This window comes from Pedobacter sp. SYSU D00535, assembly GCF_017355855.1.
Taxonomy (GTDB): domain Bacteria; phylum Bacteroidota; class Bacteroidia; order Sphingobacteriales; family Sphingobacteriaceae; genus Desertivirga.
On the sequence record NZ_JAFEWD010000001.1, the window covers coordinates 984,929 to 1,011,760 of the forward strand.

19 protein-coding genes are annotated in these 26,832 nt (G+C 44.8%); 3 read left to right on the top strand and 16 right to left on the bottom strand.

Features of this window, described 5'->3' with window-relative positions:
- Positions 1-70 precede the first annotated feature (70 nt).
- The 10 genes from J4N23_RS04035 to J4N23_RS04080 form a co-directional block, all read right to left on the bottom strand.
- On the bottom strand, positions 71-2,710 hold the full coding sequence (locus J4N23_RS04035; protein ID WP_207425712.1) for a TonB-dependent receptor: 2,640 nt from the start codon (positions 2,708-2,710) through the stop codon (positions 71-73).
- 133 nt (positions 2,711-2,843) lie between these two features.
- Positions 2,844-3,635: a LytTR family DNA-binding domain-containing protein gene (locus tag J4N23_RS04040; RefSeq protein ID WP_242689064.1), complete on the bottom strand. Its 792-nt coding sequence runs from the start codon at positions 3,633-3,635 to the stop codon at positions 2,844-2,846.
- A gap of 2 nt (positions 3,636-3,637) precedes the next feature.
- Positions 3,638-4,687 (bottom strand): sensor histidine kinase, encoded by a 1,050-nt coding sequence (locus tag J4N23_RS04045; RefSeq protein ID WP_242689066.1) that lies wholly within the window; start codon positions 4,685-4,687, stop codon positions 3,638-3,640.
- Position 4,688: 1 nt separating this feature from the next.
- Positions 4,689-5,918: a hypothetical protein gene (locus J4N23_RS04050; protein WP_207425713.1), complete on the bottom strand. Its 1,230-nt coding sequence runs from the start codon at positions 5,916-5,918 to the stop codon at positions 4,689-4,691.
- 280 nt (positions 5,919-6,198) lie between these two features.
- A complete protein-coding gene (locus J4N23_RS04055) occupies positions 6,199-8,502 on the bottom strand; it encodes a glycoside hydrolase family 3 N-terminal domain-containing protein (protein ID WP_207425714.1) in 2,304 nt (767 codons plus the stop codon).
- 101 nt (positions 8,503-8,603) lie between these two features.
- Positions 8,604-9,704, bottom strand: coding sequence for a family 16 glycosylhydrolase (locus tag J4N23_RS04060; protein WP_207425715.1), 1,101 nt, complete (start codon positions 9,702-9,704; stop codon positions 8,604-8,606).
- A gap of 19 nt (positions 9,705-9,723) precedes the next feature.
- Positions 9,724-11,040, bottom strand: a complete 1,317-nt coding sequence (locus J4N23_RS04065; RefSeq protein WP_207425716.1) for a glycoside hydrolase family 2 TIM barrel-domain containing protein — start codon at positions 11,038-11,040, stop codon at positions 9,724-9,726.
- Entirely contained in the window at positions 11,041-12,765 is a 1,725-nt protein-coding gene (locus J4N23_RS04070; protein ID WP_207425717.1) for a RagB/SusD family nutrient uptake outer membrane protein, read from the bottom strand.
- A 42-nt stretch (positions 12,766-12,807) separates the two neighbouring features.
- Positions 12,808-15,864, bottom strand: coding sequence for a TonB-dependent receptor (locus J4N23_RS04075; protein WP_207425718.1), 3,057 nt, complete (start codon positions 15,862-15,864; stop codon positions 12,808-12,810).
- 29 nt (positions 15,865-15,893) lie between these two features.
- Complete coding sequence (locus J4N23_RS04080; protein ID WP_207425719.1) at positions 15,894-16,724, bottom strand: hypothetical protein; 831 nt, start codon at positions 16,722-16,724, stop codon at positions 15,894-15,896.
- Positions 16,725-16,903: 179 nt separating this feature from the next.
- Between J4N23_RS04080 and J4N23_RS21195 the strand changes: the two genes are divergently transcribed.
- Entirely contained in the window at positions 16,904-19,810 is a 2,907-nt protein-coding gene (locus J4N23_RS21195; RefSeq protein ID WP_207425720.1) for a triple tyrosine motif-containing protein, read from the top strand.
- A 56-nt stretch (positions 19,811-19,866) separates the two neighbouring features.
- On the opposite strand, the gene J4N23_RS04090 is transcribed toward J4N23_RS21195, so the two are convergent.
- A complete protein-coding gene (locus tag J4N23_RS04090; protein ID WP_207425721.1) occupies positions 19,867-20,211 on the bottom strand; it encodes a helix-turn-helix domain-containing protein in 345 nt (114 codons plus the stop codon).
- Between the two features lie 98 nt (positions 20,212-20,309).
- Between J4N23_RS04090 and J4N23_RS04095 the strand changes: the two genes are divergently transcribed.
- Complete coding sequence (locus J4N23_RS04095; protein WP_207425722.1) at positions 20,310-20,738, top strand: DoxX family protein; 429 nt, start codon at positions 20,310-20,312, stop codon at positions 20,736-20,738.
- A 129-nt stretch (positions 20,739-20,867) separates the two neighbouring features.
- A complete protein-coding gene (locus tag J4N23_RS04100; protein WP_207425723.1) occupies positions 20,868-21,740 on the top strand; it encodes a pirin family protein in 873 nt (290 codons plus the stop codon).
- A 149-nt stretch (positions 21,741-21,889) separates the two neighbouring features.
- Here the strand turns inward: J4N23_RS04100 and J4N23_RS04105 are convergent, their stop codons facing one another.
- From J4N23_RS04105 to J4N23_RS04125, 5 genes are all read right to left on the bottom strand, one after another.
- Entirely contained in the window at positions 21,890-22,321 is a 432-nt protein-coding gene (locus J4N23_RS04105; RefSeq protein WP_207425724.1) for a M48 family metallopeptidase, read from the bottom strand.
- Between the two features lie 290 nt (positions 22,322-22,611).
- Positions 22,612-22,998, bottom strand: a complete 387-nt coding sequence (locus J4N23_RS04110; protein WP_207425725.1) for a hypothetical protein — start codon at positions 22,996-22,998, stop codon at positions 22,612-22,614.
- A 336-nt stretch (positions 22,999-23,334) separates the two neighbouring features.
- Positions 23,335-23,775 carry a VOC family protein gene (locus tag J4N23_RS04115; protein ID WP_207425726.1) on the bottom strand — a complete coding sequence of 147 codons (441 nt, stop codon included), beginning with the start codon at positions 23,773-23,775 and terminating at the stop codon, positions 23,335-23,337.
- Positions 23,776-25,056: 1,281 nt separating this feature from the next.
- A complete protein-coding gene (locus J4N23_RS04120) occupies positions 25,057-25,230 on the bottom strand; it encodes a hypothetical protein (RefSeq protein WP_207425727.1) in 174 nt (57 codons plus the stop codon).
- A gap of 146 nt (positions 25,231-25,376) precedes the next feature.
- Positions 25,377-26,585, bottom strand: coding sequence for a hypothetical protein (locus J4N23_RS04125; RefSeq protein ID WP_207425728.1), 1,209 nt, complete (start codon positions 26,583-26,585; stop codon positions 25,377-25,379).
- Positions 26,586-26,832: the final 247 nt, after the last annotated feature.

Consider the following 26,832-nt stretch of genomic DNA (forward strand, 5'->3'; position numbering starts at 1 on the left):
CTTTGCTGTTAGTATAATTGTTCATATAATTTACGATTGAAGTTCCTTCCCCGGCCTCCATGTCAGCCTCCTACCTACCAAACTGCTGCAGGCGGTAGTTAAAGGAGAGCAGGAAATATCGTGCGAGCCTGTTATTCCGACGGTCCACGATCTCGTTGTCGAACACATCTCTGGAAATACCTGTGTTCTGATTTAACAGGTCGTTGCCCTGCAGACGAATAGATCCTTTGTTCCCTTTCAGAAAGCGGTGCTCTAAATAAAGGCTCAGAATAGTTGGGTTAGGATTTCCGCTATTGTAGCCCTGATTAATGGTTTGCGAAAAGTCATAGCCCAGAGTCAGGTCCTTGAAGAAGTAATTCCTTCCCTCCAAACCGATATAATAGGTATGCAGCTTCCTCTCGTTAAATCCGGGAGCAGAATAGTTAGTGGTATTGAACGAATAGGACGTATTGATCTCGGTATTGATAATATCGGCCAAATCAAACCTGAACTTAAAGCCTTGTGTCAGCACAAAGTTCTTTCCGATGTTTCTTTCATTGTTTGTAAAAGCGATATTATTACTGTAATTACCAGCACCGTAGTAGGTTAAGACATACTTTCGTTCGTTAAACGGTCTTGAAAAAGCGTAATTACCCCTGGCGGTGTAAAATCCATCAGTATTGATGAAACTGGTGTACTGTTTCAGACTGTCAGGATCGATCACCCTGGCGCTTACAATCTTGTTCTGCGTTTGGTTAAACGAAAGGTTGCCAAACATGGTATAACCTGAGGACCAGTCTGACTGCCTGTACTCCAGTCCCATATTATGGCTGAACTCGGGCTTCAAATCCGGATTTCCGGTTACCACGTTTTGCAGGTTGGAATTATCGGTGATCGGCTGCAGCTGACTGAAGCCGGGCTGACTGTTACGCCCAAAATACCGGGCAACCAGGGAGCTCTTTTTAGAAAACTTATAAGCAAAGCGCGCAACAGGTATCCAGTTGAATGTTCTCTTGGAAGTGTACAAGTTCCTGCTTACGTCCTGCCCCTCGAGCAAGGCGGGTTGGGCAGAAAGCCCAATCACATAGTTAAAATGGTTTTGCTGCTGCCGGTAGTTCATCTCAACAGTATTAGTGGTGAACTGGTAGTTATAGTCATTACTAAGGTTTTTATTCACCGTTTCCAAACCACTGACCGGATCTACATCCCGCGTATTACGGACACTCTCCGTATGAGAGCGGTTCCAACCGTAGCTCAGTTCCAGGAACGAGGTTTTGGAAATGGGTTCCATGTACGACAGCTCGAATCGCGTCCTGCTATTAATGTTATCGCTGTTAGTAACCTGATGTTGATATTCAGAAGTAATGTTGTCAAGTGAATCAGTAAATAAGTAATCGTTGGTTACTTCGCGATCCTGACTACCATCAGAGCGATTGAGGTCGGAGCGTACACTGAAATTTCTGCCTGGTTTGGAGAACTTGTGATTAAAAAAGATCTCTGCCCCCAGCTGAGAGGACAATGAGCTGTTCGAGGAAATATTTTCTCTGCTGGAGGAAGAGGCAAGCAGTCGCGTGAAGGTCGCCCCGGTATTGTTCGATCTGCTCGGGTTGTAGGATATCTCCGGCTCCACTTTCAGATAATTGTTCTTGTCGATCTCGTATTCAAAGTTCCAGGACAAGCGGTGATCATTATCAAAACGCCGGGTATTGTTACTCGCATCGTCGAAACGCGTGTACTCAGAATAAATGTTCTGGCTCAGCACGTTCTCAAGGGTACTATTGTTGCTGGCATTAAAGCGGTAACTTCCGTACGAACTCAGTTTCTCGCCCCATTTATCACGATAATTAAACTTTAAAGCGCCGGCATCAGTAGTTCCTGCTCCGCCTGTAATATTATTCAGCGTGCCGTCGAAGGAGAGTTGCTGATCGCCGTTGAATCTGCTTGCCCGGAATCTTCCTGCGTAGCGATCCTCAGTACCCAGTCCACCCTCCATTCTTCCGAAGTATCCTTTTCTTTTATCGGGTTTGGTATTGATATTCAGCACCTTTTGCGGCTCTTCCGTTTTCACCCCTGTTAGCTTGGCCTGCTCTCCGTAATCATCAATCACCTGCAGATTTTGTACGATATCGGCAGGTAGGTTCTGAAGGGCGGCACGGGCATCGTCCCCAAAAAAATCTTTGCCGTTCAAGCGGATCCTGGTCACTGCCTGGCCCTGCGCCGTAACGCTCCCATCCTTGCTTACTTCCAATCCGGGAAGCTTTTTTACCATCTCTTCTACAGCGTCACCCTCCCGCACCTGGTACGCCCGTGCATCATACTGAACCGTGTCTTCTTTTACCCGAACGGGAGTAATGGCCACGATTACAACTTCCTGCAGCTCATTAAACGCGTCTGCCAAAGTAATGCGGGGAAGGGTCACAACGCTTCCCTGCTTATCCACGCTGTACTCCCGGCTAAAGATTTGATACCCAATTGAAGTCGCTGTCAGCCTAAACTTACCCGCTTTCACCGCTGGAAAAGTAAACTCACCATTGATGTTGGTGGCCGTCCCCAAAGTATCACTTGCAGAAGTGATCCTGACCGAAACCGATGGCAGAACGCCTGTAGAGTCTGCTATAACCCCTTTTATTGTTCTCCGGAATTGCGCTTCAGCCACAGAGCAAAGCAATAGCAATAAAGATATGGATAGTAATAGCTTCTTCGTTAGTAATTGGTTCAACGTCCGTTTCATTATCAGGTTCCTCTGGTCGATTAAAGGTTAATCCAATCAAAGCAACAGATTTTAGAACTCGCAGGAAAGGGGATGCCGACACAGACGGATATTTACAGACTGAAACGGGATAATGGAAGGACAGACGGGAGGGCTATTGGTCCAGCCAAGCCTTAAACAAAGGTGTTTTCTGACTGCTGATCACTACTTCCTCTTCGATCGGGGGCTCCAGTGTCAGTTTTAACCTTCCTTTAAAATAGGGATGGATCTCTTTTGCCGCATCGATATGAATGATGAGATTACGGTTGACGTGGAAGAACAGAAATGGATCCAGCATAGTTACCAATTCATCCAGCGAGTAATCTACCGGGTACTGGTGACCATCTTTCGTCACCAGAAGGTTCAACTTGCTCTGGGAATGAAAATAGGCTATTTCATCTACCTTTATGGCCCTGATCCGGGTACCCAACTTCACCATAAAACGGGTTTTGTAGTTGTCTCCTTTGTTTTTTATGATGTTGACAATCTCATTGATCTGTTGTTCGGCGGGGGCAAGCGGCCGGAGCTCCTGCATTTCCTTCATCTTTTGTAAACTCTGTTCCAGCCGGGAGTACTGCACAGGCTTTAACAGGTAGTCAATGCTATGCAACTGGAAGGCCCGCAAGGCATACTGGTCATACGCTGTACAAAATATTACGGGGCACTTCACCTCCACCTGTCTGAATATATCAAAGCACAAGCCGTCAGCCAGGTGAATATCGAGCAGAATCAGATCCGGGAGGGCATTCTCCTGCAACCAGGTCACAGAGGTGGCCACAGAAGCGAGTTTTGCAGTCACCTGAATCGTAGCATCGTATTCGTGCAGGTGTTTCTCCAGTTTATCCGCGGCAAGCGGTTCATCTTCAATAATTAAAACTCGCATTTTGCTTGTAGTTAGTGCTGCCATTCCTAAAGCATTTCCAATAGAGGGAGTCGGACCACAAAGCGTCTTTCGTCCTGTGACACTTCTATCGGGCTTTCAGAGAGATACTCGTATCTTTTCCGGATACTGTCCAGCCCCGTTCCTGAGGCAAAAGACCCTTCCGAATTTTTTAACTGCAGACTATTCTCAACAATTAACCATTTATCTTCCTCCAAAAATACCCGAATAAGCAGTGGTTTTTCGGATGAAATAGCGTTGTGCTTGATCGCATTCTCAATTAGTAATTGTAGCGATAAGGGAGGAATGCATATACGATCTGACAAGCCAGGACTCACTGCAATTTCAACCCGCAGCTGGCTTTCGAACCTTTTCTTCAGTAGGAATACATACGATTCGATAAAGTCTATCTCCGTATTCAGGGGGACAAGCTCCTCCTTTTTGTACTGCAGTACGTAACGATACACCTCCGCAAACTTATCCAAAAATTCCTGTGCAGTCTTCCTGTCGCTATCGATCAGGGAGGATAAAACGTTGAGATTGTTAAAGAGAAAATGCGGATCGAGCTGCATCCGCAACGACTCCAGCTGGGTACGCAGGTTCTCCTCCCGCAGCCTGTCAGAAAGCAAGTGAGCCTTCTTCCATTGGTTCATGAAAAAGATCCCGAAGATAATGGACAACACCGGGATGATAAACAGCAAACCATAGACATTGAGCACCACCAGTTGACCGGGTGTAGGCAGCCCTTCGGTAAGCAGTCCGCGGAAGAGGTAGTACGTACTATTGATGCAGAATAGAGAAAAAACCGAGCTGCAGAACAGCTGCAGTAAAAAGCGTTTGGAGGTATGCTTCGACCAGGGGAAGCGACTATCCAACAGCTCAAAAATGGTCCTGTTACCGTACCACAAAAGGATGATGACAGAAACGATCCATAAAAAAGCCGCGAGGTAGATCATTTCAAGCTGAGCGGCATAGACAACATAGCCAAGTACGAGACTAAGCACTGCAAGGCTTGCCCAAAGACCTTTCAGCCAGGCCTTGTTTTTATTCAGGTGCGTAACTTTTTTTGAAGAAACCATGTTACCTGAAAGTAATGTCGTTAACCTGATTCCAGGCGATGTATTTATAGCGCGAGTTCTTGAGCCACACGATCAAGCCCCAGTTTTTATCGGTGACATCGTTGTGATTGCTCAACAGCAAAACCCGGCCGTCTTTCAAAACGATACGGGCATTTGCCCCGTCCTGAATGGAAATCCCACTGATAGTCCTGAAAGGAATCTGATAGTGAATATCATGACTGGTGCCTTCCAGTAGTTCCGCCGTCCAGTCTTCGTCGAGGTCGAATGTACAGTTTCCTTTATAGACCTCCCCATTCTTCATACGCACCGTTGCATAAATCCTGCTGGGTTTCGGGTAGTTGGCATAACCCAGCCCATCCGGCACCCGGGTAAACCGTACGGATTGAAAGGCACTCCACTCCACGATGGCCCTGCCCCACTCGGGATGCATCACTACAATCCCCCGATTAGCGGCGTTTACATCCCCGTTATTTTTCAGAAAAAGCTTTTTGTCTGAGTGAAACTTCACAATAGCTCCCTTGTCCCTTTTCTCAATCGACTGGATATCTTCGAATCGAAATTCGGAGTTTTCCGTATTGTTGCCTACTTTCCCTTGCAGCTTTTGGCGGCTATGAAACTTAATCTTATCCCACTGGATAAAGCCAGACAAGTCGCCTCGGGAGGTCCGGACTGTTCCGTACAATAAGCGGCCTTTGAGCGGAACCAGATTGGCAGGCGTTGCTCTGAACTTGATCCAGCTGATTTGTTCCCAGCTGATTCTTCTAAAACTTCCACTATAGATACTAATAGATTTACCCAAATGGCGGCTTTCATCCGGGCTCGCTGCCACTCTAAGCTTGGATCCGTTTTTTAAAAATATCTGTGCTTCCCGGGGACCGGTAACATGAATGGACGCAATATCGCCGAACTGGCACAACAATTCGTTTTGTCTCTGTGGTTGTTTGTCTTTCCAGAGATCCATAAACTGCCAGTCGAAGCCACCTTCGTCCCCGGCATTGTTTAATTTACCCAACTGTTCCTTATTCAGATAGTTGAGTATATAAGAATTCTGTTTGGATACCAGCAGGATGTCTGTCCAGAGCACCTGTCCCCCACTCCAGCGAATAGGACCAGTTAACACCGTTTTGTCTTTCAGTATCACCTCCCCATAGATCAAGCCCTCGTACTGCGCCCGGGCGGGACAAGCAGCAAGAAGCAGGAGAAACATAACCAGGCGAGATAGAAAAGACATACAATTCGGGTAGCGCAAACTCAACAAGGGGAACAAGTTAACGGTAAAACTGAAGTATTGCAAAGGTTTAGGTGACGAATCGGGATAAAAGAAGCCCCTACCTGGAACTAACAGGGCTGGATGAGGTTTTTTACCGCCGGCGATAGTTTTTGAGGAGCGTTTTTGTCAGAACCGCCTCTATGCTCATTTTTATGAAGCTGGCTTTCATTCATTATATTCTAGGTACTGATTCAGAGGAAGTAGCCTTAACACTCCCCCTGAATCAACCTGCACGGTTTTTCTATTCAACTACAAAATTCTTCGACAGTCCGCCAACCTGTACTTTGAACTCACCCGGTTCTACCACGAAGCGGTGATCCTTTCCTACAAAACCTAGTTGCTCAGCACCAAGGCTGAAGGTGACCGTTTTTGTTTCTCCGGGCTTCAGATGGATCTTTTCAAATCCCTTCAGGCGTTTCACATCAGGAGTGATCGACGCAAAAAGATCACACAGATAAAGCTCTACGACTTCCTTTCCGTCCCTTTGTCCCGTATTTTTCACATCTACCGATACGCTGACACTTTCATTAGATCCTATTTTGTCGGCACTGAAACGAAGATTGCTGTAACTAAAGCTGGTATAGCTTAGTCCATGTCCAAATTCCCATTGAGGATTATAATCCGCATCATAGTTATACACTCCCTGCACTACATCCCTGCTTTCCGAAGGCTTATGATTATAGGGCACCAACGAGTTGGGATACTTCGGGTAGTTATAGGGTAGCTTTCCGGAAGGATTCACGTCCCCGTAGATGATATCGACTAAAGCATCTCCACCATAATTGCCCGGCAGATAGGCTTGAATGATGGCTGCCATCTGGGATTCAAACTTGCTGATAATCCTTGGCCGCCCCTCGTTCAATACCAGAATAACCGGTTTTCCTACTGCCGCTAGTTTTTTTGCAAATTCCGTCTGAAGTTCAGAGAGATACAGATCGCTTAAATTACCCGGAGTTTCCGTATAAGAGTTCTCTCCAAGACAGAGAATAACATAATCGGCCTTTTCTGCAGCTTTAAGAGCCTCTTCCATTTTGTCCGCATACTCTTCAAAATACTTTCCGTCCATCTTATAGCTCACACCCGGAACGTACGTCACCCGGTCCTTGCCAACCTCGTTAATAAAGGCTTCGACAATGGTATTATATTTTCCTGCAAACTCTTCTACTTTTTCTCCTTGCCAGGAATACGTCCATCCGCCGTTCAGGGTACGCATGGAATTACCATTAGGCCCGGTTACCAGTACGTTAGCGCTCTTTTTCAGAGGAAGGATGTTGGCCGTATTTTTTAGCAAGGTGATGGATTCACTCGCGGAGAGGTAAGACAAGCGGGCAAACTCCTCCCCTCCAAACTTGGTATACTTTTTATAATCCGAAACAGGTCGTTCAAAGAGGCCAAGCTGGTATTTTAAGGTAAGAACCCTGCTTACCGCCTCATTTATGCGTTCTTCCTTAACTTTCCCTTCCTTTACCAGCGCTACCAGATTATCGCAAAAACGTTCGTATTCATACGCAACCATCGACATGTCGATCCCTGCATTAATCGCAAGCATGATTGCTTCCTTATGGTCCCTGGCTATTTTATCCCTCGTAAAGAGGTTCTCGATATCTCCCCAATCCGTAACAACCAAGCCCTTAAAACCAAGTTCCTCCCGAAGAAGCTTGATTAAAATATCAGGATTCGCATGAACAGGGATGCTGTTGATTAAGCCGGAGTTGATCATGATCGTATGTGCTCCGGCGTCGATAGCAGCTTTAAATGCAGGGAGATGGTATTCCCGCAAAGCCTGCTCCGAGATGTAAGCGGGGGTACGGTCCTTTCCCGAAACCGATATCTGATAGCCCAAAAAATGCTTCAGGCAGGATGCCACCCGAAAAGGATCTGACACTTGATTATCCTGCCCCTCATACCCTTTTATCATTTGCTTTCCCAGCTCAGAAACAAGGTAGGGATCCTCACCAAAAGTCTCCCATTGCCTTGGAAAGCGAGGGTCAGGCCCGAGGTCCAGAACCGGCGAAAAGTTCCAGGGAATGGAACTCGCCCTGGTTTCGTAGGCAGTAACTTCTGCACCCTTCAGCACCAGCTCCCGGTTACGGCTTGCGGCCATCGAAATTTGCTGAGGAAACATTGTAGCACCGGCAGTATAGGTAGTGCCATGAATAGCATCAACTCCATAAATCACAGGAATTTTCAAACCTGTTTTATTCGCGTTTTGAATCTGGCTGATAATCTTATACCATACTCCAGGTGTGCGGGCCCTGTTATTTGCCGTATTGAGCACAGAGCCCACCTTGTAGGTAGAAAAGGCTTTTTCCAGCAAGGCAGGATCTAATTCTACGGGTTCATTACTGCTGAAACGATCTCGCCCTTTGGTAATCACATCCAGCGTTAATTGAGTCATCTGACCCACTTTTTCTTGAAGCGTCATCTTCGATAAGAGCGCTTGTACTTTACTATCAATTGAAACAGCCGATTCCTTCTTTTTTTGGGCCAGCACAGTACCTGCACAGGCCGCCACCAGGACTGCTGTTATAATGGCATTCTTCATGTTATCTAAAATTAAAAGTGGAATGTATGGTTGCAATCTGCATAAGAGCTGTCTGAGAAACTGGTTGATATCCATCCACCGCTCCTCAGACAACTTTCTTACTATTGTTTCTGGAACACCCTCACATAATCTACCATCATTTTTTGAGGCAGGATGGTAGTAGCATCAGGGCTTCCGGGCCAATTACCTCCTACTGCTACGTTAAACAGCAGGAAAAAATGGTTATGAAATTCACTCATCGCTGGAGCAGTGATATTCACAGCGTAAAACTGAACGTCATCTACAAGCCACTTAAGCTCGGTCGCGTCCCAGATCAGAGAGAACACATGAAATTTATCTGAAAAGTCGCCCGAAGCTAAACTGAATGACTTGCCGGTGGTAGCATAAGTGCCGTTGTTTTCATAGTGGATAGTGCCATGAACGGTATTGTCAAACCCCGGTCCGCCACCTACCAGTTCCATGATATCTATTTCGCCGCTTTGAGGCCAGGAAACGGTACTAATGTTATTGCCAAGCATCCATAGTGCAGGCCAGATCCCTTTCCCTTTTGGCAGTTTTGCCCGGATATCGATCCGCCCGTAGCGGAATATCTTCTTATCCTGCGTTTTTATTCTTGAGGATGTATATTCCCTTCCCCCGAAGCTTTCCCGCTTTGCGGTGATAGTCAAAAAGCCATCGGCAACTGATACGTTTTCCTGTCTGTAATACTGAAGTTCATTATTTCCCCAGCCATTATTGCCAGTCCCCGTTTCAAAAGTCCAGTCGCCGGTATTTAGGGAAGACCCATTAAACTCATCCCGCCAGATAAGTGACATTCCGGGATAGTTCTCGGGCGATGTATTTTCCTCACCAGACGAATTCACAGAAACAGAGATCTCTTTTGTGACCACGGCAGATTTATTGTCGGCCGAGTAAGCAGTAACTTTTACAGTATAAGTTCCACTTGAAGTATACCGGTGAGATATGGTCCCGGTAGTAGAGCGCGTCCCTTCCTCGTTGGCCGATGTACCGAAGTTAAAGTAATAGCGGTTGGCATTGCTAGCGCTAGCGGTGAAATTCACCAGACCAGAGCCGTCACTACTTACTTCAGCACTCAAACTGAGATTTGATACTCCCGCACTTTCTGTCTCCTTTTTGCAACTCTGTACCAGCAACGGGCACAGCAACAAAACCACTAAACAATATTGGATTAAACTCTTCATCTTCATCTTCTATGAGTTGTTATTCCCGTTCTGATTCCTGTCCTACGAAAAAAGGAATATTGGCAGTGGCTACCTTATTTTTCCCGTCCCTGACGTAAACGAACAGGCGATATGCCCCTTCCTTTTGAGGACTGGAAAAACTGATCTTCCCTTTGCCTTCCTGTTTGTAATTAAAGGTTACCGGGGCTGGTTTATCTTCATGATCTCCCCCTTCCCCTACCTTTGTCGCCTCAGGCAATAACTCCCAGTAATAATTCAATTGGTCATTATCCGGATCAATTGCCAGCACGTTTGCAGGATAGGTTTTGCCCGCTTTCAGATACACATTCAGGTTTGCTTTTTTTCCGTCCAGCTGGAAAGCGTAAATATGAGGAGCCTTATTCTCAGGATAAGTTCCTTTCCAGAGATACTGCATCACATCCACTACCTCCGACTCTTCTCCTTTATCGGTAAATAAGCCATACCAGGTGGGTGTCCGCTCCTGCTTTTGCCCCCATAAAAACACGTAAGAACCGAGACATTTTTCCCTGTCCTTTTCCACTGAATAGGAATACCGGCTCTTGTACACGGCAGCCTTTTCACTGCTCGTTTCTTCTACAGGTGCTTTCCATTTGGTGGATAAGCCTTCCCAATGCCCGGTCGGTCCCCATTCTGTGACGATATAAGGGCCGGTCCAGCCTAGCTCTGCCACCCGTTGCGGCAGTTCAGCCAAGCCTCCGTAGGTATTGATACAAAGAAAATCGATGGCAGTGGCTTTTGCTTTTATGTAGTCAATCTCGCTCTTATTAATGCCCGCCAGTACCGTGGAAGCAGGATGGTTCGGGTCGACCTCGTGAATCATCTTTGCGATATCATTCACTGCGTCCCAAACTTTAGGGTTTTTATACGACAAGTTCAGTTCGTTACCGATACCCCAACCAAGGAGAGCCGGATGATCTTTATATTTCATCACTTCCGATTTGATCCTGTCAAATTGCTTTTTAACTGCAACGGGATCATCATAATTAAAGCCGTGACGTTCTGCCGCTGCAGGAAGTCCCATCAGCACTGTCAGCCCATACTTTTGAGCAGAATCAAGTACCGCAGCCGCATTGTCTGTACTCCAGGTTCTTATCGAATTTCCTCCGTAGGCAGCCAGGCGGCTTAAATATTTACTACCCCCCGCCCCCTTAATAAAGTAGGGTTTTCCATCGCGGTACAGCTGAAAGCCGGAACCGGTATTTCTTACTTCTACCTTAACCGCCTTCAGGGAACTCTTTTGATCCTCCGTCTTCGCTATGCTCACATTCGATATCGCAAACACAGCAACTGCTATTTTCAAAATACTTTTTAACATCTAGTTTGTGTTTTGGGTTAGAAGAGAGGAGCCCTGAAAGCCCCTCTCCTTTAATTGGTTATAACCAAGATTCTGTCCCAGATTAGGATTCCTCTCCCGTTCTATCTGTGGAATCGGCAACAGGTTGAAGGCCTCATTATAAATCCTGTTTTCAAGATTCTCCACACTATAAGTGAAGGTTCCATTAATATTCTTCACGATCTTCATACGCTTCACAGGTTGGTTGAAATAGGTGGAACCTACTTTCCAGCGGCGCACGTCAAAAAAGCGGTGTTCTTCGAACGACAGTTCAACCCTGCGTTCGTTTCTTATCCGCTCTCTGAGTTGCGCTTGTGTTAGGCCGGCCAGGTCAGGTTGATCAGCTCTGTCGCGTACTTTGTTAATTGCAGTATAAACAGTGGCATCAGGACCCGATTGTTCGTTTCTGGCTTCTGCATAATTTAACAGCACCTCGGCGTAACGAATAAAAAGCCAGTCGTTATCTCCCCCCTGATACACCTGATCGGCGGTAACATATTTCTCATCCATCATCTTTTTCAGTCCGTACCCTGTTTTTGTCCGGTCGCCATTGGCTGCCATGTTGGCGTTTCCGCCTTCAAATGTTTCAACGGTTACCCCTTTCCATTGAGATCCGTTCCTAAGCAGCGACATATCGAGCCGGCTATCACGGTCTTTATAGGGGTTTTGAGGATCATAGCCCGAGCTGGGATCAGAGATAGGTTTTCCGTTCTTCATTTCGTAGGCGTCTACCAGGTTTTGGGTGGCATGAAAAGCACCCCAAACACCACCGATAACGGCAGGCGCTTGTATGCTCATACCCAGTTTCCAGGCAGTTTCATGGATTCTTCCCGGTCTCTGGTATTTCTTAGCGAAGATGACCTCCTTGTTACCCATCTTATCCAGGAAGAGCCTGTAATAGTCCGGATGCAGATCGTAAACCCCAAGATCCATCACCGCTTTAGCTGCGTCTGCAGCATTTTTCCAGCGGTTCACATCATTGGTAGGATTGTGAAGCGGACTTGCATAGTAAAGCAGAACCCTCGCTTTTAGTGCCAGTGCGGCTCCTTTGGTGGCGCGTCCAAGTTCTATGTCAGAGTAGCTCACCGGGAGATCAGCTGCTGCCTCGTCGCATTCCTTTACAATGAAGTTAACGCACTCCTCGAAACTGTTTCTTGGAACCAGTAAGTCGTCACTGACTTTCTGCTCAGTAGTGATCAGGGGCACACCTCCGAAGGCCTTGATAAGTTCCTGATAAGCGAAAGCCCGTAAAAACCGGCCTTCTGCTTTTAGTCGGGCTTTAAGTGCAGCATCTGTTGCAGGAACAGCATCTATCCGGGCAAGAAGCGTATTCGCTTTCCTGATCACCACATAATTAGCCTGCCACATTTCGATGCTGAAATTGAAGTTGGAAGGAGTCAGATCGCCATTCTGGACTGAATTAACATTGAGAGAAGCGTGTCCCTCAATATCGTCGGTCGCCATGTCCAGCAAGCCAAAGCCGACAGACCAGTCCTGCCCCAAGCCGGCGTCCCTGCGTTCAAATCCGCTTAGCAGGCTTGAATAAATATTGGTTACAAATTGACTTGTAAGACTGATATCACTGAATACCGCAGCATCTGAAACGAAGTCCGTGGGTTTTATATCAAGCACATCATCTTTACAGGAATAAGTAAGAGAAGCGATACAAAACGCTCCGATAAGCCATTTATATTTTAAAGAATTCATTTCCTTTTGATTTAATTAGTCAATAACTTAATCTGTGTATCCCTAGAACTGCACGTTCAATCCGAGCGTATAGGTTTTTTGTTGAGGATAATACCAACCGATGGCGCTGGTGTTCTCCGGATCAACGTTTAACATATCCGTGATGGTGAACAGGTTCTGGCCTGTAGCGAAAACCCTGATGCCTCCGGGCGTAATCCTTGAAAGTGCTTTATTTTTGATGGTGTAAGCGATCTCCACATTTTTAAGACGCAGATAGCTCGCATCCTCCACCCAGAAACTACTTGTCAGGTTATTATTTCCACTCGCATTCAGCGACAAGCGAGGATAGGTAGCGTCGGGATTTGCAGGTGTCCAACGGTCGAGCCATTCTTCGGTTACCCGGCCCCCGTTGTAAAAAGCCCAGGCTGCATTCTGCGTTAATAATTGCTGCGCTCTGCCAGCTCCCTGGATCAGAAAGCTGAACTCGAAGCCCTTAAAATTAATACCGCCATTAATTCCGTAGAGTATTTCCGGAAGCGGACCGACGCCAAGGTAGGTGATATCGTAATCGTCAATTTTACCATCGGGAGTTCCATTAGGACCGCTAATATCTTCGTACTTCAAATCACCGGGGCCGGTGGAGTTCAAAAACGCTGTAGGCTTTGGAGAGTTGTTATAGTCCTCCTGATCCCTGAAAATTCCTATTGCTCTGTAACCGTAGTAACCATTGTTTGGTCTTCCTGTAATTCGCTTTCCTGCAGGAACGTTTGCTGCCTCAGCTGCTTCTACGATCTTATTCCTTGCAAAAGTGAAATTACCTCGTAGATAATAATTCAGGTTCCTGCTGATGCTATTTTCATGACTCAACATCAGCTCAATACCCCTGTTCTCCACGATACCAATATTTTCGCTGGGTAAAGCAGCACCGAACGACATAGGAACAGAAAGGCTGCGTGTTGCGAGAATATCGTCCCGTTTTTCATGGAAATAGGTAAAGTCAAGTCCAAGCAGATTCTTGTAAAAACGCGATTCAAAACCAACATCCGTTTTAGTTGAAGTCTCCCAGGTAAGATCAGGATTCGCTATGGCACCGGGAGTTAACCCGTTGACGAGGGAATTTCCAAAAGAATAATTGTTATTGATCAGGTTGTACCTGTTGTAGTAGCCAAATCTGCTGCTGATCCGGTCACTTCCTAACTTACCGTAGGATCCTTTAAGTTTCAGATATTCTACAGCCTTGCTGCCATTCAAAAAAGCTTCCTTGCTTACCACCCATCCTGCAGAAACAGCAGGAAAATAGCCGGTCCTTCTTTCCGGAGCAAAGTTTTCAGACTGGTCGCGGCGCAAACTTGCCTGCAGAAAATACTTGCTTGCAAAGTCATAGTTGATGCGAAAAGCAGCACTTCTTAAGCCCGTTCTATTTTCATAATCACCAAGGGTCTCATTTAAGGCGGGACCAAAGTTGAGAAGTTCTAAAGCAGAGCTTTCGTAGCTGTTTCTGCCGCCATATAAATTGCTGTTATCATTCTCCTTTTGCAGGAAGAGTGCTAACGCGGAGATGCCGTGTTGTCCGAAACGATTTTCGTAATTGATGTGCCCCTGCAGTTCCAGACCTCTTGCTTCTCCGAAATTTTTGTTAAGAGATGATTTTGTAGGAGCAGTGGTGGAATAAGTCCCGTCTGCATTTTTTACGTATAGTGGCACCCATGAATTCCAGGCTTTGTTGTAACTGAAACTTCTGTCGAAAGCCAGAACTCCCTTCACTGATAATCCTTCTACCCAGGGAATATCCTGCGTCAGCTGGAAATTTGTTAAAAGAAAATTACCGGAAGTCCTGTTGTATCCACTTTCCGGACTTACCAGAGCGAGTGGATTTGGATAAGAGCCGGGGCTGGCTAAACGGCCGTCTGCCAGGGTGGCCGGTAGAATGGGTGGATTCCGCATCGTATGCTCAAATATGCCACCGGCCGGAGGTGTAATTCTGTTTTCGAGGCGGCCAGACAAATCAACTGCAAACTTGGTTGTGGGCGTAGCCTGAAGGTCGAGATTGGTGCGGACGTTATATCTTTTATAATTCAAGGATTCATAGAGCCCATCCTCATCGAGATATCCTAAGGAAGCGAAATACTTCACCTTTTCGGCACCCCCGCTTAGAGAAAGGTTATGTTGCATCCGCGGCGCATTGCCTCCCAGTACCAGATCCATCCAATCTGTATTGGGATATTGCTCAGGGTCAGATCCGCTTCTGAAACCCTCTAAGCGCTCCAGCGAGAACTCAGGACTGGCACTGGGATTATCATTTAATTTCGCTTCATTAAATAATACGGCATATTCATAAGAACCCAGATTTTTGGGAAGTCGGGTCACTTCAGACGCCCCATAGCTGAAGGAGTAGTTGGCCGTCATCTTCCCAGCCTTACCCCTTTTTGAAGTTACGAGTATTACCCCGTTTGCCCCTTTAACTCCGAAGATAGCAGCAGAAGATGCGTCTTTCAGCACGTTCACCGATTCTATCTCGTTAGGATCCATTTGAGAAAAATCTCTGAATGAGCGTACAATACCATCTACTACCACCAGTGGTTCCATGGTACCGCCGCCAAACGTAGAATTACCGCGGATATAGATCTGCGCCGCATCGGCTCCAGGCTCACCGCCCGGCTGTTTGGTAATTACTCCGGCAACACGTCCAGCGATGGCATTACTTAAGTCGCCAACAGGACTTTGTACCAATTGCTTGTTGTTGATAGTTGCGATAGAGCCGGTAACACTTTCTCTTCGCTGCGTTCCATATCCGACTACAACAACTTCATTCATGGTAATTGCATTATCATCCATCACCACATTAATTTCTCCACTCTGCTTAACCAGCACTTCCTGATTGGTCATCCCAACAAAACTGAATACCAAAGTGGAACCTGGCTTAGGAACAGTGATGGAGTACGTACCAGTGCCACTTGTTGAAGTTGCTGTAGTACCTTCTTTCACTCGTACGGTCACTCCCGGCAGCGGAAGTCCCTGCTTATCGGTAACCCTTCCGGTTACTGTAATATTTTGTGCTATAACCTGCTGTATTACGCAGCTGGTGAACAGCAGAATAAATAGGTATTTTATCTTTTTCATAATTGATTTGGTTAGTCTGTAAAATCTGGCTATTGCGCGATGAAGCGAAATTGATGTACCGTTTCATTTGCCTTTCCCGAGCGCAACACCATTTCGGTATCGGAAATAGAGATGATGCGATAGTTATTGGAAGAAACATCGGTTACACCAATAAATTTACTGGGAGGATTTTCAGGCAAAGTGATCGTCGCTAATCCTGCACCTGCAACTGTTGTGCTGAATGTAAAGCTTACGTTATTATAAGACCGGTCGGTCGAGCAGCTGTAATTAGGTGATATATTACCAGCATTGAATGTTGCTCCGTTAGCATTGTACGAAGCTTTGAAATCATTATTTACAAAGGCAAACGTATAAACATCATCCTTCTGACAATCTGCAAGGGCACCTCCCTGAAAGTACTGAGCCGGGTTCCCTTCTGTTCCTACTATTATCGGTGCAGTTGAGTTAGGATCAAGCTTCCAGGGGTGGGCTGTCAGCTTTTTGAAGATTTCGTTATTTAAGATCGGAGAAAGATCGTCATTGGCGACTGTTACTTGCTGTGTCGCCACATCGTAACCTCCACTTCCATGAGCGTAGAGTTTTACTTCATAAGTTCCTTTTTTTAAAAAATAAGCTGTATCAATTGCTTTTCCTGCTCGGAGCCCCTGGCCTGCCCCAATATCCCATTGGTAACGAAAGGCATTCTCCGAAGTACTTTCCAATAGGTAAGTATTCGTTTTTCCTGTTACCGGTGTTACTTTAAAGCTCGCCTTTGCGGCCTCTCCCAATTCTCCTTCATTTTCCTGACATCCGCTGAACAGGGACGCCATAATCAGGGGTATATAGAAATACCGCCGGGTTAAAAAAGATATACGATTCATAAGATTAAAAATTGGTTTGTTGAGGGTAAAGGTAGGGTACTGTCCCCGTTTCGAGCGATTTTAGGGGTACATCAAAACTACGTCAAAACCTCAAAAACTGCTTGTCTGAATAGATTTCGCCTACATCATTAGCTATACAAATGGAAATTCCATATTTTTAGGACAACTAATTATAACCCGTGCACAAATTTTTCCTTTCTCTGCTTTTAAGCATCTGGTTGGTGTCTTATGGGCAGAACCCGATCGGCCTGCCGGATATTATCAACTATGATAAAACCGTTTACAACGGGGGCACGCAGAATTGGGCGATTCAGCAAGATAGGAATGGCCTGATGTACTTCGCCAACAACGAAGGACTCCTGAGTTTTGATGGAACTTACTGGAAGATCTATCCTCTACCCAATAAGACCATCGTGCGGTCGATTGCCATTGCCGCCGATAATAGAATTTATGCCGGAGGGCAGGATGAGCTCGGGTATTTCTCGCCCACGAAAAATGGAAAGCTGGAGTTTCATAGTTTAAAGGATAAGCTGCCGGCGCATCTCCGCTCCTTCGCCGACATCTGGGATATTGTACCAAATGGTAAGGATGTCTATTTCAGAACAGACAATGCTATTTTCAAACTTTCAAATAATACCATAAAAGCCTTTGCAGCACCCTCCTCCTGGTTGTTCTTAGGGGCAGCAAATAATAAAGTAATTGCGCAGGACAAAGAAAAGGGACTAATGGAATTTACCGGGCGGGGCTGGACGCGTATCTCCACAAAGTTACCGGCCGATTTTGTTACCAGCTCCGTTTCTGCCTTGTCATCCGACAGCATCCTCCTTTCATCCCTGAACCACGGCTTATTTACGCTTTCAAACAATACCTTGGCTTCACTCGGCTCTTACTCGGGGACCACCTTTGTTAACAAGCAAATTCTGGATGCATTTAAAGACAAAAATGGAATGCTTGTAGTGGCCACGAATACCAACGGCTGCTACATTGTAAATAAGTCAGGTAGCGTCCTGTACAACTTCTACAAAAACTCAGGACTTCAAAACAGCACCGTGCTGGCCATCCATGAAGACCGAAACAGGAATTTGTGGCTCGGTTTGAACAATGGCATTGGTTTCATTGCCACCAGCAATGCAATAAAACACATAAATCCTGATATTTTCTCCGAAGGAATGGGGCATGCGTCCGCCATTTACAGAGGCAACTTGTTCTTCGGACTCTCCAGTGCTGCCTATTCGGTAAACATTAGTAATAACAATGATATAAGCTCTGTAAACAAGAATATTCAATACATCGAAAATACAGGAGGACAAGTTTGGGGAATGAATACGGTGGATGGAAAGCTGCTGCTGGGCAAACATGAAGGCGCGTTCCTCCTTTCTGAAACGCTCGCTTCTGGCTTTTCTGGCAATAAGGGGTACTGGAACTTCCTTCAATTCCACCATAAGAAGTATAATCATCCGATACTACTGGCGGGTAATTATAAAGGGATTGATCTTTTCCACTATACCGCAAGTAAGTATCAATTTTTAGCTTCTGTAAAAAACTTCCAGGAATCTGCCCGATTTATTACGATCGGAAATGATCATTTGATTTGGGCTTCTCATCCTTATAAAGGGGTTTATAAAATTGATCTTAGTGATTTAGATAATCCAAAGGTCAAGCTATATACAAAAAACGCCGGACTCCCCTCCACCTTTAACAACCACGTGTACAAGGTTAAAGGTCGCATTGTTGTATGTACGGAAAAAGGGATCTACGAGTATAACCGCGCAAAAGACAAGTTCGAACCCTCAGAAAGCTTCCGGAACATTTTCCGCCACTTATATATACGCTATCTCAGGGAGGACAATGAAGGTAATATCTGGTTCATTCAGGATAAAAGCCTTGGGGTATGCAAAATTTCAGGAAAGAAAGCCGAGCTGGTTTATTTGCCGGAGCTAAATGGCAAGCTGGTAAGCGGTTTCGAAAATATCAATCCTATAAATAAAAATAACATCCTTGTAGGGGCCCAAAAGGGGTTTTATCATGTTGACTTTGAGAAGTACATCAAGAGCACTAATTCTGTTAAGGTGCGGTTCAGCCTGATCAAGGCCACAGGAAAAACCGACTCGCTTTTATTTGGGGGATATTTCGGAGAAGTAAATGAGGTAAAAAAACAGGCCGCGTTTCCTACCGTGAAATACGGTCTGAATTCCTTTCATTTTGAGTACTCAGCGATCTTAAACAAGAACCAGTCGAATATTGAGTACAGTTATTACCTGGAAGGTTTCGACAAAGCCTGGTCTGCCTTTTCCAAAAAAACTGAAAAAGACTACACCAATTTACCCTATGGCGATTATGTGTTTAAGGTGAAAGCAAGGAATAATTTCGGTATTGAATCTGAAGCGGCAACCTACAAGTTTTCTATTGCCCCGCCCTGGTACAACACCCTGGTTGCCTATTTCTGCTATTTTCTGCTAACGGTTTTTCTCATCTACCGGCTGTACAAGGTGCAACAGAAAAAATTCATCCATCAGAAACAACGTTTCCAGGAGGAGCAAAAGCGCCTGGAGTACTTACATCAGCTGGAGATGGACAAGTCTGAGAAAGAAATTATAAAGCTGAAGAATGAGAAGCTGGAAACCGAAATCGAAGCAAAAAACTCGGAACTGGCATCCATTGCCATGCACCTGGGACAAAAGGCGGAGCTTCTTGATAAAATTAAAGCCGAGCTGAATAAGCTGAATAAGCATATAGTTAATGAAGAGCAACACGCGGATATTAATAAGATCCTGCGAACGTTGAGCAATGAAGAAAAAGCGGATGAAGGCTGGGAACAATTTGCTATGTATTTTGACAAAGTACATACGAACTTCCTCAAAGACATCAAAACCGCCTATCCCAACCTAACGCCGAACGACCTTCGCCTGTCGGCGTATTTGAAAATGAATCTGTCGACCAAAGAAATCGCGCAATTAATGAAAATATCGCCCAGAGGTGTGGAAATAAGTCGTTACCGTCTAAGAAAGAAATTGGGGATAAGCGGCGATATAAGCCTTTTCGAATTCTTCAAAGATTTCAAGGTTTCAGAGGAAGAAGCAATATAGTTAACGTGGTTCATGAAACCTAAGCTCATTTTAAGTGATAGCCCCGGCTAGATTTATCATTCTCGGGAGATAATCTTTTGCCTGTGCCGATCTCCCCATTGTTCCATCGCTACTAAAACATCATTTAATGTTTCACTGTAGGGTGTCAGCTGGTATTGGACGGTAACAGGTTTGGTATTACAAACTTCCCGACTAACTAATCCGTTCATTTCCAACTCTTGCAATTCTTTGGATAATATACGAGGAGAAATACCTGCTTCTCTAGCCAATTCGTTAAAGCCTTTCTTTCCACTTCTCAAAACAGAGATCAACACCAATTTCCACTTCCCCCCTACTACATCAAGCGTATCTCTTATTGCCAACCTGGCTTTCGCACAGCTTTCCACATCGTGCTTTATCATAACTATCCTTTTTGTAACTACTATCCTTTTTGTAACAGATAACAAATGTATAGCATTTATACTGAAGTTTGCATGAGAATTAAAGATTAAAAAACATCATGTCACAAAAAACAATCGGAATTACAGGATGGGCACTAACCATCATTTTAGGACTTCTTTTTACTACGAGTGCCTTTATGAAGCTCAGTCAAAACCAGGCTGCTATTGCACAGGCCTCCGCATTCGGAATTGATGCTGCTGCGTATCAATTTATAGGATTTATTGAAATTGTTTCATTAATCCTATTTGTGATCCCAAGGACAGGAGTCTTAGGATCCTTTTTACTAGTTGCTTATTTAGGTGGAGCCATCGTCACGCATTTGCAGCATCAAGAATCCATAGCAACAGCCGTTACTGTTCAAATCGTGTTATGGATTACAGCTTTTATCCGTTTTCCGGAATTGAGACAACGCCTAGTACCGGCAAAAGTTAAAAATGAAGTTTTGAGAACCAATAAGGCTGCGTATTCTAACATGCAAAACGCATAGTTGTCGCCTTCTGGACAATAAGGTGCTGAGGCGCTGTCGAGGCAGGTGAAGAAGTTAAAGATTAACGGTGCAATACAGCTAGTCATGCAAGCTGTATTGCACTAATAGGAATTTTTAAAAATTAAGGTTATGCCAATTAAAAGAGAACTGATAAAAATAGATGCACCAGCCGGTCAACCAGGCTTTTTAGGAGCAGGCCATATAGCAAGACCCGTAGTTAGCGGCCCATTTTCTGTTACTGACCCCTTCATTATGCTGATGGATGATATGTTAGATAAAAAAGACAATCAGCCAGTTGGCGGACCACATCCGCATGCCGGTTTTGAAACTGTTACTCTTCTCTTGGAAGGTGAAATAGGTGATGAAAGTCATAAAATGAAGGGTGGCGACTTTGAAATTATGACGGCCGGGAGTGGCATAATACATACCGAAACGATTGATAAAAAAGCGAAAATCAGACTGTTGCAATTATGGCTCAATCTTCCTCAAAAAGACAGATGGGTAACACCAAGACTACAAAACGTTTCATTGCAGCAGGTACCAGCAAGTAATAAAGATGGCGTTGCGATTAAGGTTTATAGCGGCACGCTGGCTGGTTTGACCTCTGCTGTCCAAAATTATTCCCCCTTGATCGTTGCTGACATTTTTATAAACGAAGGTACTTCAACAGAGCTTGAACTACCCGCCAGCTACAACACATTCCTGTATATACTTCACGGTAGTGTCCGGGTCGGCGAGGAAGAAAAGCTATTGCAAAAAGACCAGGTTGGCTGGCTTGACCTCTTTGAAGATGCCGCTAAAAGTGAGTTGAAGCTGATAGCAGGAATTGAAGGCGTTCGTCTTGTCCTCTATGCGGGAAAGCCGACAGGTGATAAAATCACTTCGCATGGACCCTTCATTGGTGATACTCCACAAGATATCCAACGACTATTCCAGGAGTATAGAAGCGGCAAAATGCAACACATCAATACGGTTCCCGAGAGACAAAAAATATTCTTGTAGAAGTACGAAAGACTAGAGTTGAACGAGATTCGAAAGACGTAAAGCAGATCCTTTCATTGCGACGTTTATTTGGGTTGGCCGGAAGGGTCTACATTGAAGGGATAGCTTTTGTTGTTCTGTCCTTGTGGCTGAAACTTTCAATTAAGTAGCTAACATTTAGGAGGTGCACATCTCGATTCTCGCACCAAATTTTCAGTTTTTGTTATTAAATCTCCAATTCCCTGGGTTGATGGATCCCCTTTTTTTGCTTCTTCAAAAACCTGCAAGGCCTCAGGGTACTTGTTTTGTTCGAGATAATAATATCCTAAATTTTTTAGCCCGTTGAAATCGGTAGGCTTTACGAGTCGAAGATAATTTGACTTTATGAGTTTTTTATAGAAGTAAACCAAAGTAGCAATGCCGATTAGCACTGAAGAAGCCAGGGTAAGGAGTATCTGCCCTGTCGCCATCACAGTGAATCCCTCTGATGTCACCGCAGGATAAATATAAATGATCACAGCAAAGGCTGCGAAAAAGGACAGAAAGCCCACTACTGTCGCAAAAATTAATGCAGTAAGATATATTAGCGTTTTTCTGGTCATCCCTTCCTATTGAATATGACAGTTCTTGAAGGTGGCGCTTAAAAGCTTTGTTTTTTCTTTTTCTCAGTTAAACTCTAAGCGGATATTCTTCGATTAAACCGCTATCTATTATCAGAACAAAGGATGTTCTAATTCCTTTTTTGATCCCTGAGGCGACGATCCGCTGTAAAGATTAATATCATAGCCCTACTTTCCTGTATCTCTGTCGCTCGCTTTGTTAAAATTTACGACACTTTACCATTTTCGAATCACAGCTTCCAGTCTTGCAGCAAGTAATGCCAGGTGTCGCTTTACTGTGAAATGAATTTCACGGAACTCAGCAGTCCCTTATTGAAAATGTAAAGGTGGGATACGTCGAGGGCGCAGGACTCAAACCACACGACTTTATATTTACTACTCAACTCTTTCGGAAAGTAATCAAAGAATGATTGGTAAAAGTCCTGTGCGCTCATCCCAATTCTTATATCTTTTGCAAAAGCTACTTTGGTGTCTACTATTTGTCCCCCCCGGAGGTATCCATGTGTAGATGCTTCGGGGTCGTTATCTAAAAATATGTTAAGCTTGTTGCCCCCTTGGATCAAGTCCATGGATTCGCTCCACTCGAAAAAAGCTGGACTTATATTAGTGTTTGTGAAAGTGTCTCGTTTGAAATTCGTGATTGTGAAATCTTTTAGCATGCTTGTTTCAAGTGAGGATTTGTCTTTGAGTTTACCGAAAGGAAAATAAACGTATTGAGAGCATGTAACCAGGTGAAGGGTGTCTCCGAAGATTGAGCGAATGAATGGAATTCGAAAGATTCATTTGGCGTCGCCCAATAATTGCCGATGGGAAAAGATTTTGTAGTGTCTATTACAAAGGCCGGATGAGATCTATAGGCTACCGAATCGGAACACCCGGCGATAGCGAAAATAACGATCACAACTACAAGGAGAAAGGTTATTTTCGTTCTAGGATGTTGCATAATGTTAACTTTTGTTGTGATTTAATTCAGTCAGCAGGTCATTGTTCCCTGCTTATTCTTTTTCCTGATATTCCGGGTCAAACTCCACGATCCATTCAATACCGTACTTGTCTCTAAAACAACCGCCATACGAACCCCATGGACTATCACCGATAGGCCCTTCTATTTGTCCTCCTGCTGAAAGCCCATTAAATAATTTGTCTGCTTCTTCTTTACTTTCCGTAATTACGACAATCTTGCTTCTGTTCTCATTTTCGTTGGTTGTTCCCAAGATTTCCGGAACATCATTTCCCATCAACCTGTTACTTTTACCGATAGGCAAAGCAATGTGCATAATTTTATTTTCTTCTTTTTCCGCTACAGGGAATTCAGAACTTGCAAGGTCTTTGAAACGAACAACTTTGGAAAACTCTCCGCCAAATACTGATTTGTAAAAAGTAAAGGCTTCTTCGGCATTTCCGTTGAAGTTAATGTGAGGGTTGATTAGTGCCATTTTGGTAAATTGATTTTAAGATTCGAACCTACTGCTTAATCGCCAAATAAAAAGGTGTAATCGCGTCAAAAAAAGAGGTTGATTGCGCCAGAGGTTAAGGTAGATAGATCAGCCTGGACCGGGTGTTGGGGGGGTAACGTCTAAGGCTCTAAGCTGTCGTGGATACTTTTACCAAACTGGCCTGAGCACTAAAGTGTGCAGAAAGCACATACCTTCCAAATAATAACTCAGCGGCAATAACTTGACGCCGTGTTAGCTGTAGTACTTTCATTCTCAGTTTTGAATATTTCGTTTATCCTAGGTTGCAAAAAATAAATTCCTATGGGAAAAAGAATTATTAACACCATGTCTCCAATCCAATCCTTGAACTCCACTTGCTCCTTCATTTCTACTTGGTTAATAGTTTTTGCAATGAAGCCGATGCAATACAGAAAAGAAATTGAGCCAACTAGGTTAAAGAAAGAAAGGATTTTATAGGTGGTTTCGTCGACATCTTTTAAAAAAGGGTCTATTGTGCTAATAACAAAGTATACCAGCATAAAAATTAAAAGAAATTTGAATATTATCAGGTTTAAGGGCTTGGGATGTCGTAGTTTTTTGTACAGACTCACACCTACCGACCAGTGCCACCCAAAGTAAAGAGTGAACCAAAATACCAGGATTAATGGCACAAAAAACAAAACCAATGCAACATCCGCGAGGAATGTTAGCAACGACGCAAACAGTATTGCTAGAAAAGGAACTCCTAGAAATAGTTTCAGTAATTTATAATTGCTAGCACTTAAAAGTTTATTCATCAGCTTGCTACTTAAAGCACTACAACCATGTTTAAGTGTTCATATTGTCCCATAAAAACCACCTCGTCGGCAACCTGCCCTTTCGCAATTAAAAAGCGTAAGTCTTTGAATGCGGTTGCTCTGGTTCTTGCCCAAACAGACGAAAGTGATTTATTGGGAACGCTTTCGCTGTTGCAAGCACTAAAGTAACTAAAAAGTCTTCAGTTGGTACAGGTCAGCCGGGCATAGCTTTTAGTTGACGTTACGCTTTAGTGTTCTTACTTTCTGCCCGTTAAGGCTACTTTTATACCAAGTCCGATCATTGTTAGTCCACAAACTTTGTTTAGATAAGTCGTTGCTTTCTATTCGCCTTCAGTTTGCCTGTGTTACATTCGGGGGACAGAAGGACTACTGATAGGATTAGCTGAACAACTTGGCAACGAAAACGCGGCACACATTTTAGAGAACAAAAAGTAGAAAACAAAGAACCGCTAAAACGCTATTGCTAAAAGCAGCCTTCAGCAATACCGGCTCCGTTACCTCTGGCATTTAAAACCTGAGGACTGAAGCGTTTCCACTCACTTACCCCCTTAAGTAGCCTCTCCAAAAAAGCTATGTTTTCCCGCTCTGTCTGCAGCAGACGCTCATAAAGCTTCTTGTTTTCGTCTAAAGCCTCCATTAGTTTATCGGGGGATTGAAATTGGACCCATGATCATAACTTACGAAGCCGGCTAAACTCCAGCTGGTTTAGCGAGTCCTTAAAAACAGAAAAGCCTACCAGGCTCAGCTGGTAGGCAATACAAAAACAAGATACTGCTATTGCATTTAGTGATTATCGCTGTTTTCGAAACCGAAGATGGTCAGGCGGTACGGTGCTGCTGATACCGCTAGCTTTTTGATCTCCGCCAGCCTGCTGAGGTTCACCTGATGCACTTCGCCGGCTTTCGGGAGGGTAATGTAGGCATAACGTCCGGTAGCTTCCAGGGTCGGTTTCTTGGTTTCGTCTTTTGCCGTAGCCGCCAGCACCCTCCCTTCCCGTTTTAAGGCGCCGTTAGCCAGATCATACAACTTTAAGGTGCCATCATGTAGTAACACCAGTAAATTTTTCTCCGCCCTATCTATTTTGCACTGCATGATATCGGTGCTTTCGATAATGGGTGTGATGGTATTGGTAGTCGTATTGATAAAATACGCTCCTTTAGCTGCCGTGTATCCGATGAACTTGCCATCCGACCCGCCTTCCAGGATGGTTCCAAACCAGGCCGTCCCAAAACCTGCAGGATGAGGAAGCAGTCGCTGCGTACCTGACTGATCTACGATCAGCAGACCACTACCCGAGCCAAACACCGATACCTTCCCGTCGCTGGCATTCCCGTGTATGCCCGTCGTTTGTATCGTTGAGGCTGCTACCTGTGCCCCGGAGGCGTTGATGAGCTTCACCCGCTCCGGTAGGGAACCGGCAACCGATCCGTCTTTGACGGTAATCGCATAATTGCCGTTATCAAACTTGGTCATGGCTCCATGATGTGCAATGCCGCCTGCATTGATGGCGTTCATTTTGGCACCTGCCGTATGGAAGTTATTTTCGTTAGCAATACTCAAGGTACCATCACCATCATTGAAGGTAATAATCTCAGTTCCCTTGGTTTTGAAGTGCGTGGGCTTATTGGCCTCCCCTGTTAAGGCGGCAAACTTTGGCGTGGCTTTGGTGTCTACATGATCGCCGTGAAATTCAAGACCGCTATCAAAGATCTCCACAAAGTTGAAGCTGGTATGCACCAGCGCCGCATAACGGCCGGATGCAGTTGTATAGAGGGCCGACTTAGGATGCCTGGCAGTGAATTTTTCTACTTTGCCCGTGGCCGGGGTGATGAGGCTTAACTCATTGGTAAGTTCATCATTCACCAACACCCTTATATAGCTGTGTTCAGTGTCGGCATCAATAATGGGATCATCGCCGCGCTCTTTTTTACATGCTGCAAAAACGGTGATAAAAAGAAGAAAGATATATAGTATTAGTCTGTTAGATTTCATGTTGTTGTTATATAGGTTTCCCATCCGGAATAAACCAGGTCTTTTGTGAACGCCAACACCCTAAAACTGCGCGTTACTTTTCCAGCAACTCGTTGGATTGAACGGTATTGGTATTCGTTAAAATTAGCATATAGGAAGTCATCGACAGGAAAAGCCCTTCGATGTTATTTGGCCGGACAAGGGTGTTTAAACCTGCTTGCGCTTCGAGGGCTTCATTTGGACGCAGATGCGAGTAATTACGCGTCGG

Coding starts and splice junctions, on each gene's coding strand:
- J4N23_RS04035 (WP_207425712.1), bottom strand. CDS start 2,710: ATGAAACGGACGTTGAACCAATTACTAACGAAGAAGCTATTACTATCC.
- J4N23_RS04040 (WP_242689064.1), bottom strand. CDS start 3,635: ATGGCAGCACTAACTACAAGCAAAATGCGAGTTTTAATTATTGAAGAT.
- J4N23_RS04045 (WP_242689066.1), bottom strand. CDS start 4,687: ATGGTTTCTTCAAAAAAAGTTACGCACCTGAATAAAAACAAGGCCTGG.
- J4N23_RS04050 (WP_207425713.1), bottom strand. CDS start 5,918: ATGTCTTTTCTATCTCGCCTGGTTATGTTTCTCCTGCTTCTTGCTGCT.
- J4N23_RS04055 (WP_207425714.1), bottom strand. CDS start 8,502: ATGAAGAATGCCATTATAACAGCAGTCCTGGTGGCGGCCTGTGCAGGT.
- J4N23_RS04060 (WP_207425715.1), bottom strand. CDS start 9,704: ATGAAGAGTTTAATCCAATATTGTTTAGTGGTTTTGTTGCTGTGCCCG.
- J4N23_RS04065 (WP_207425716.1), bottom strand. CDS start 11,040: ATGTTAAAAAGTATTTTGAAAATAGCAGTTGCTGTGTTTGCGATATCG.
- J4N23_RS04070 (WP_207425717.1), bottom strand. CDS start 12,765: ATGAATTCTTTAAAATATAAATGGCTTATCGGAGCGTTTTGTATCGCT.
- J4N23_RS04075 (WP_207425718.1), bottom strand. CDS start 15,864: ATGAAAAAGATAAAATACCTATTTATTCTGCTGTTCACCAGCTGCGTA.
- J4N23_RS04080 (WP_207425719.1), bottom strand. CDS start 16,724: ATGAATCGTATATCTTTTTTAACCCGGCGGTATTTCTATATACCCCTG.
- J4N23_RS04090 (WP_207425721.1), bottom strand. CDS start 20,211: ATGATAAAGCACGATGTGGAAAGCTGTGCGAAAGCCAGGTTGGCAATA.
- J4N23_RS04095 (WP_207425722.1), top strand. CDS start 20,310: ATGTCACAAAAAACAATCGGAATTACAGGATGGGCACTAACCATCATT.
- J4N23_RS04100 (WP_207425723.1), top strand. CDS start 20,868: ATGCCAATTAAAAGAGAACTGATAAAAATAGATGCACCAGCCGGTCAA.
- J4N23_RS04105 (WP_207425724.1), bottom strand. CDS start 22,321: ATGACCAGAAAAACGCTAATATATCTTACTGCATTAATTTTTGCGACA.
- J4N23_RS04110 (WP_207425725.1), bottom strand. CDS start 22,998: ATGCTAAAAGATTTCACAATCACGAATTTCAAACGAGACACTTTCACA.
- J4N23_RS04115 (WP_207425726.1), bottom strand. CDS start 23,775: ATGGCACTAATCAACCCTCACATTAACTTCAACGGAAATGCCGAAGAA.
- J4N23_RS04120 (WP_207425727.1), bottom strand. CDS start 25,230: ATGGAGGCTTTAGACGAAAACAAGAAGCTTTATGAGCGTCTGCTGCAG.
- J4N23_RS04125 (WP_207425728.1), bottom strand. CDS start 26,585: ATGAAATCTAACAGACTAATACTATATATCTTTCTTCTTTTTATCACC.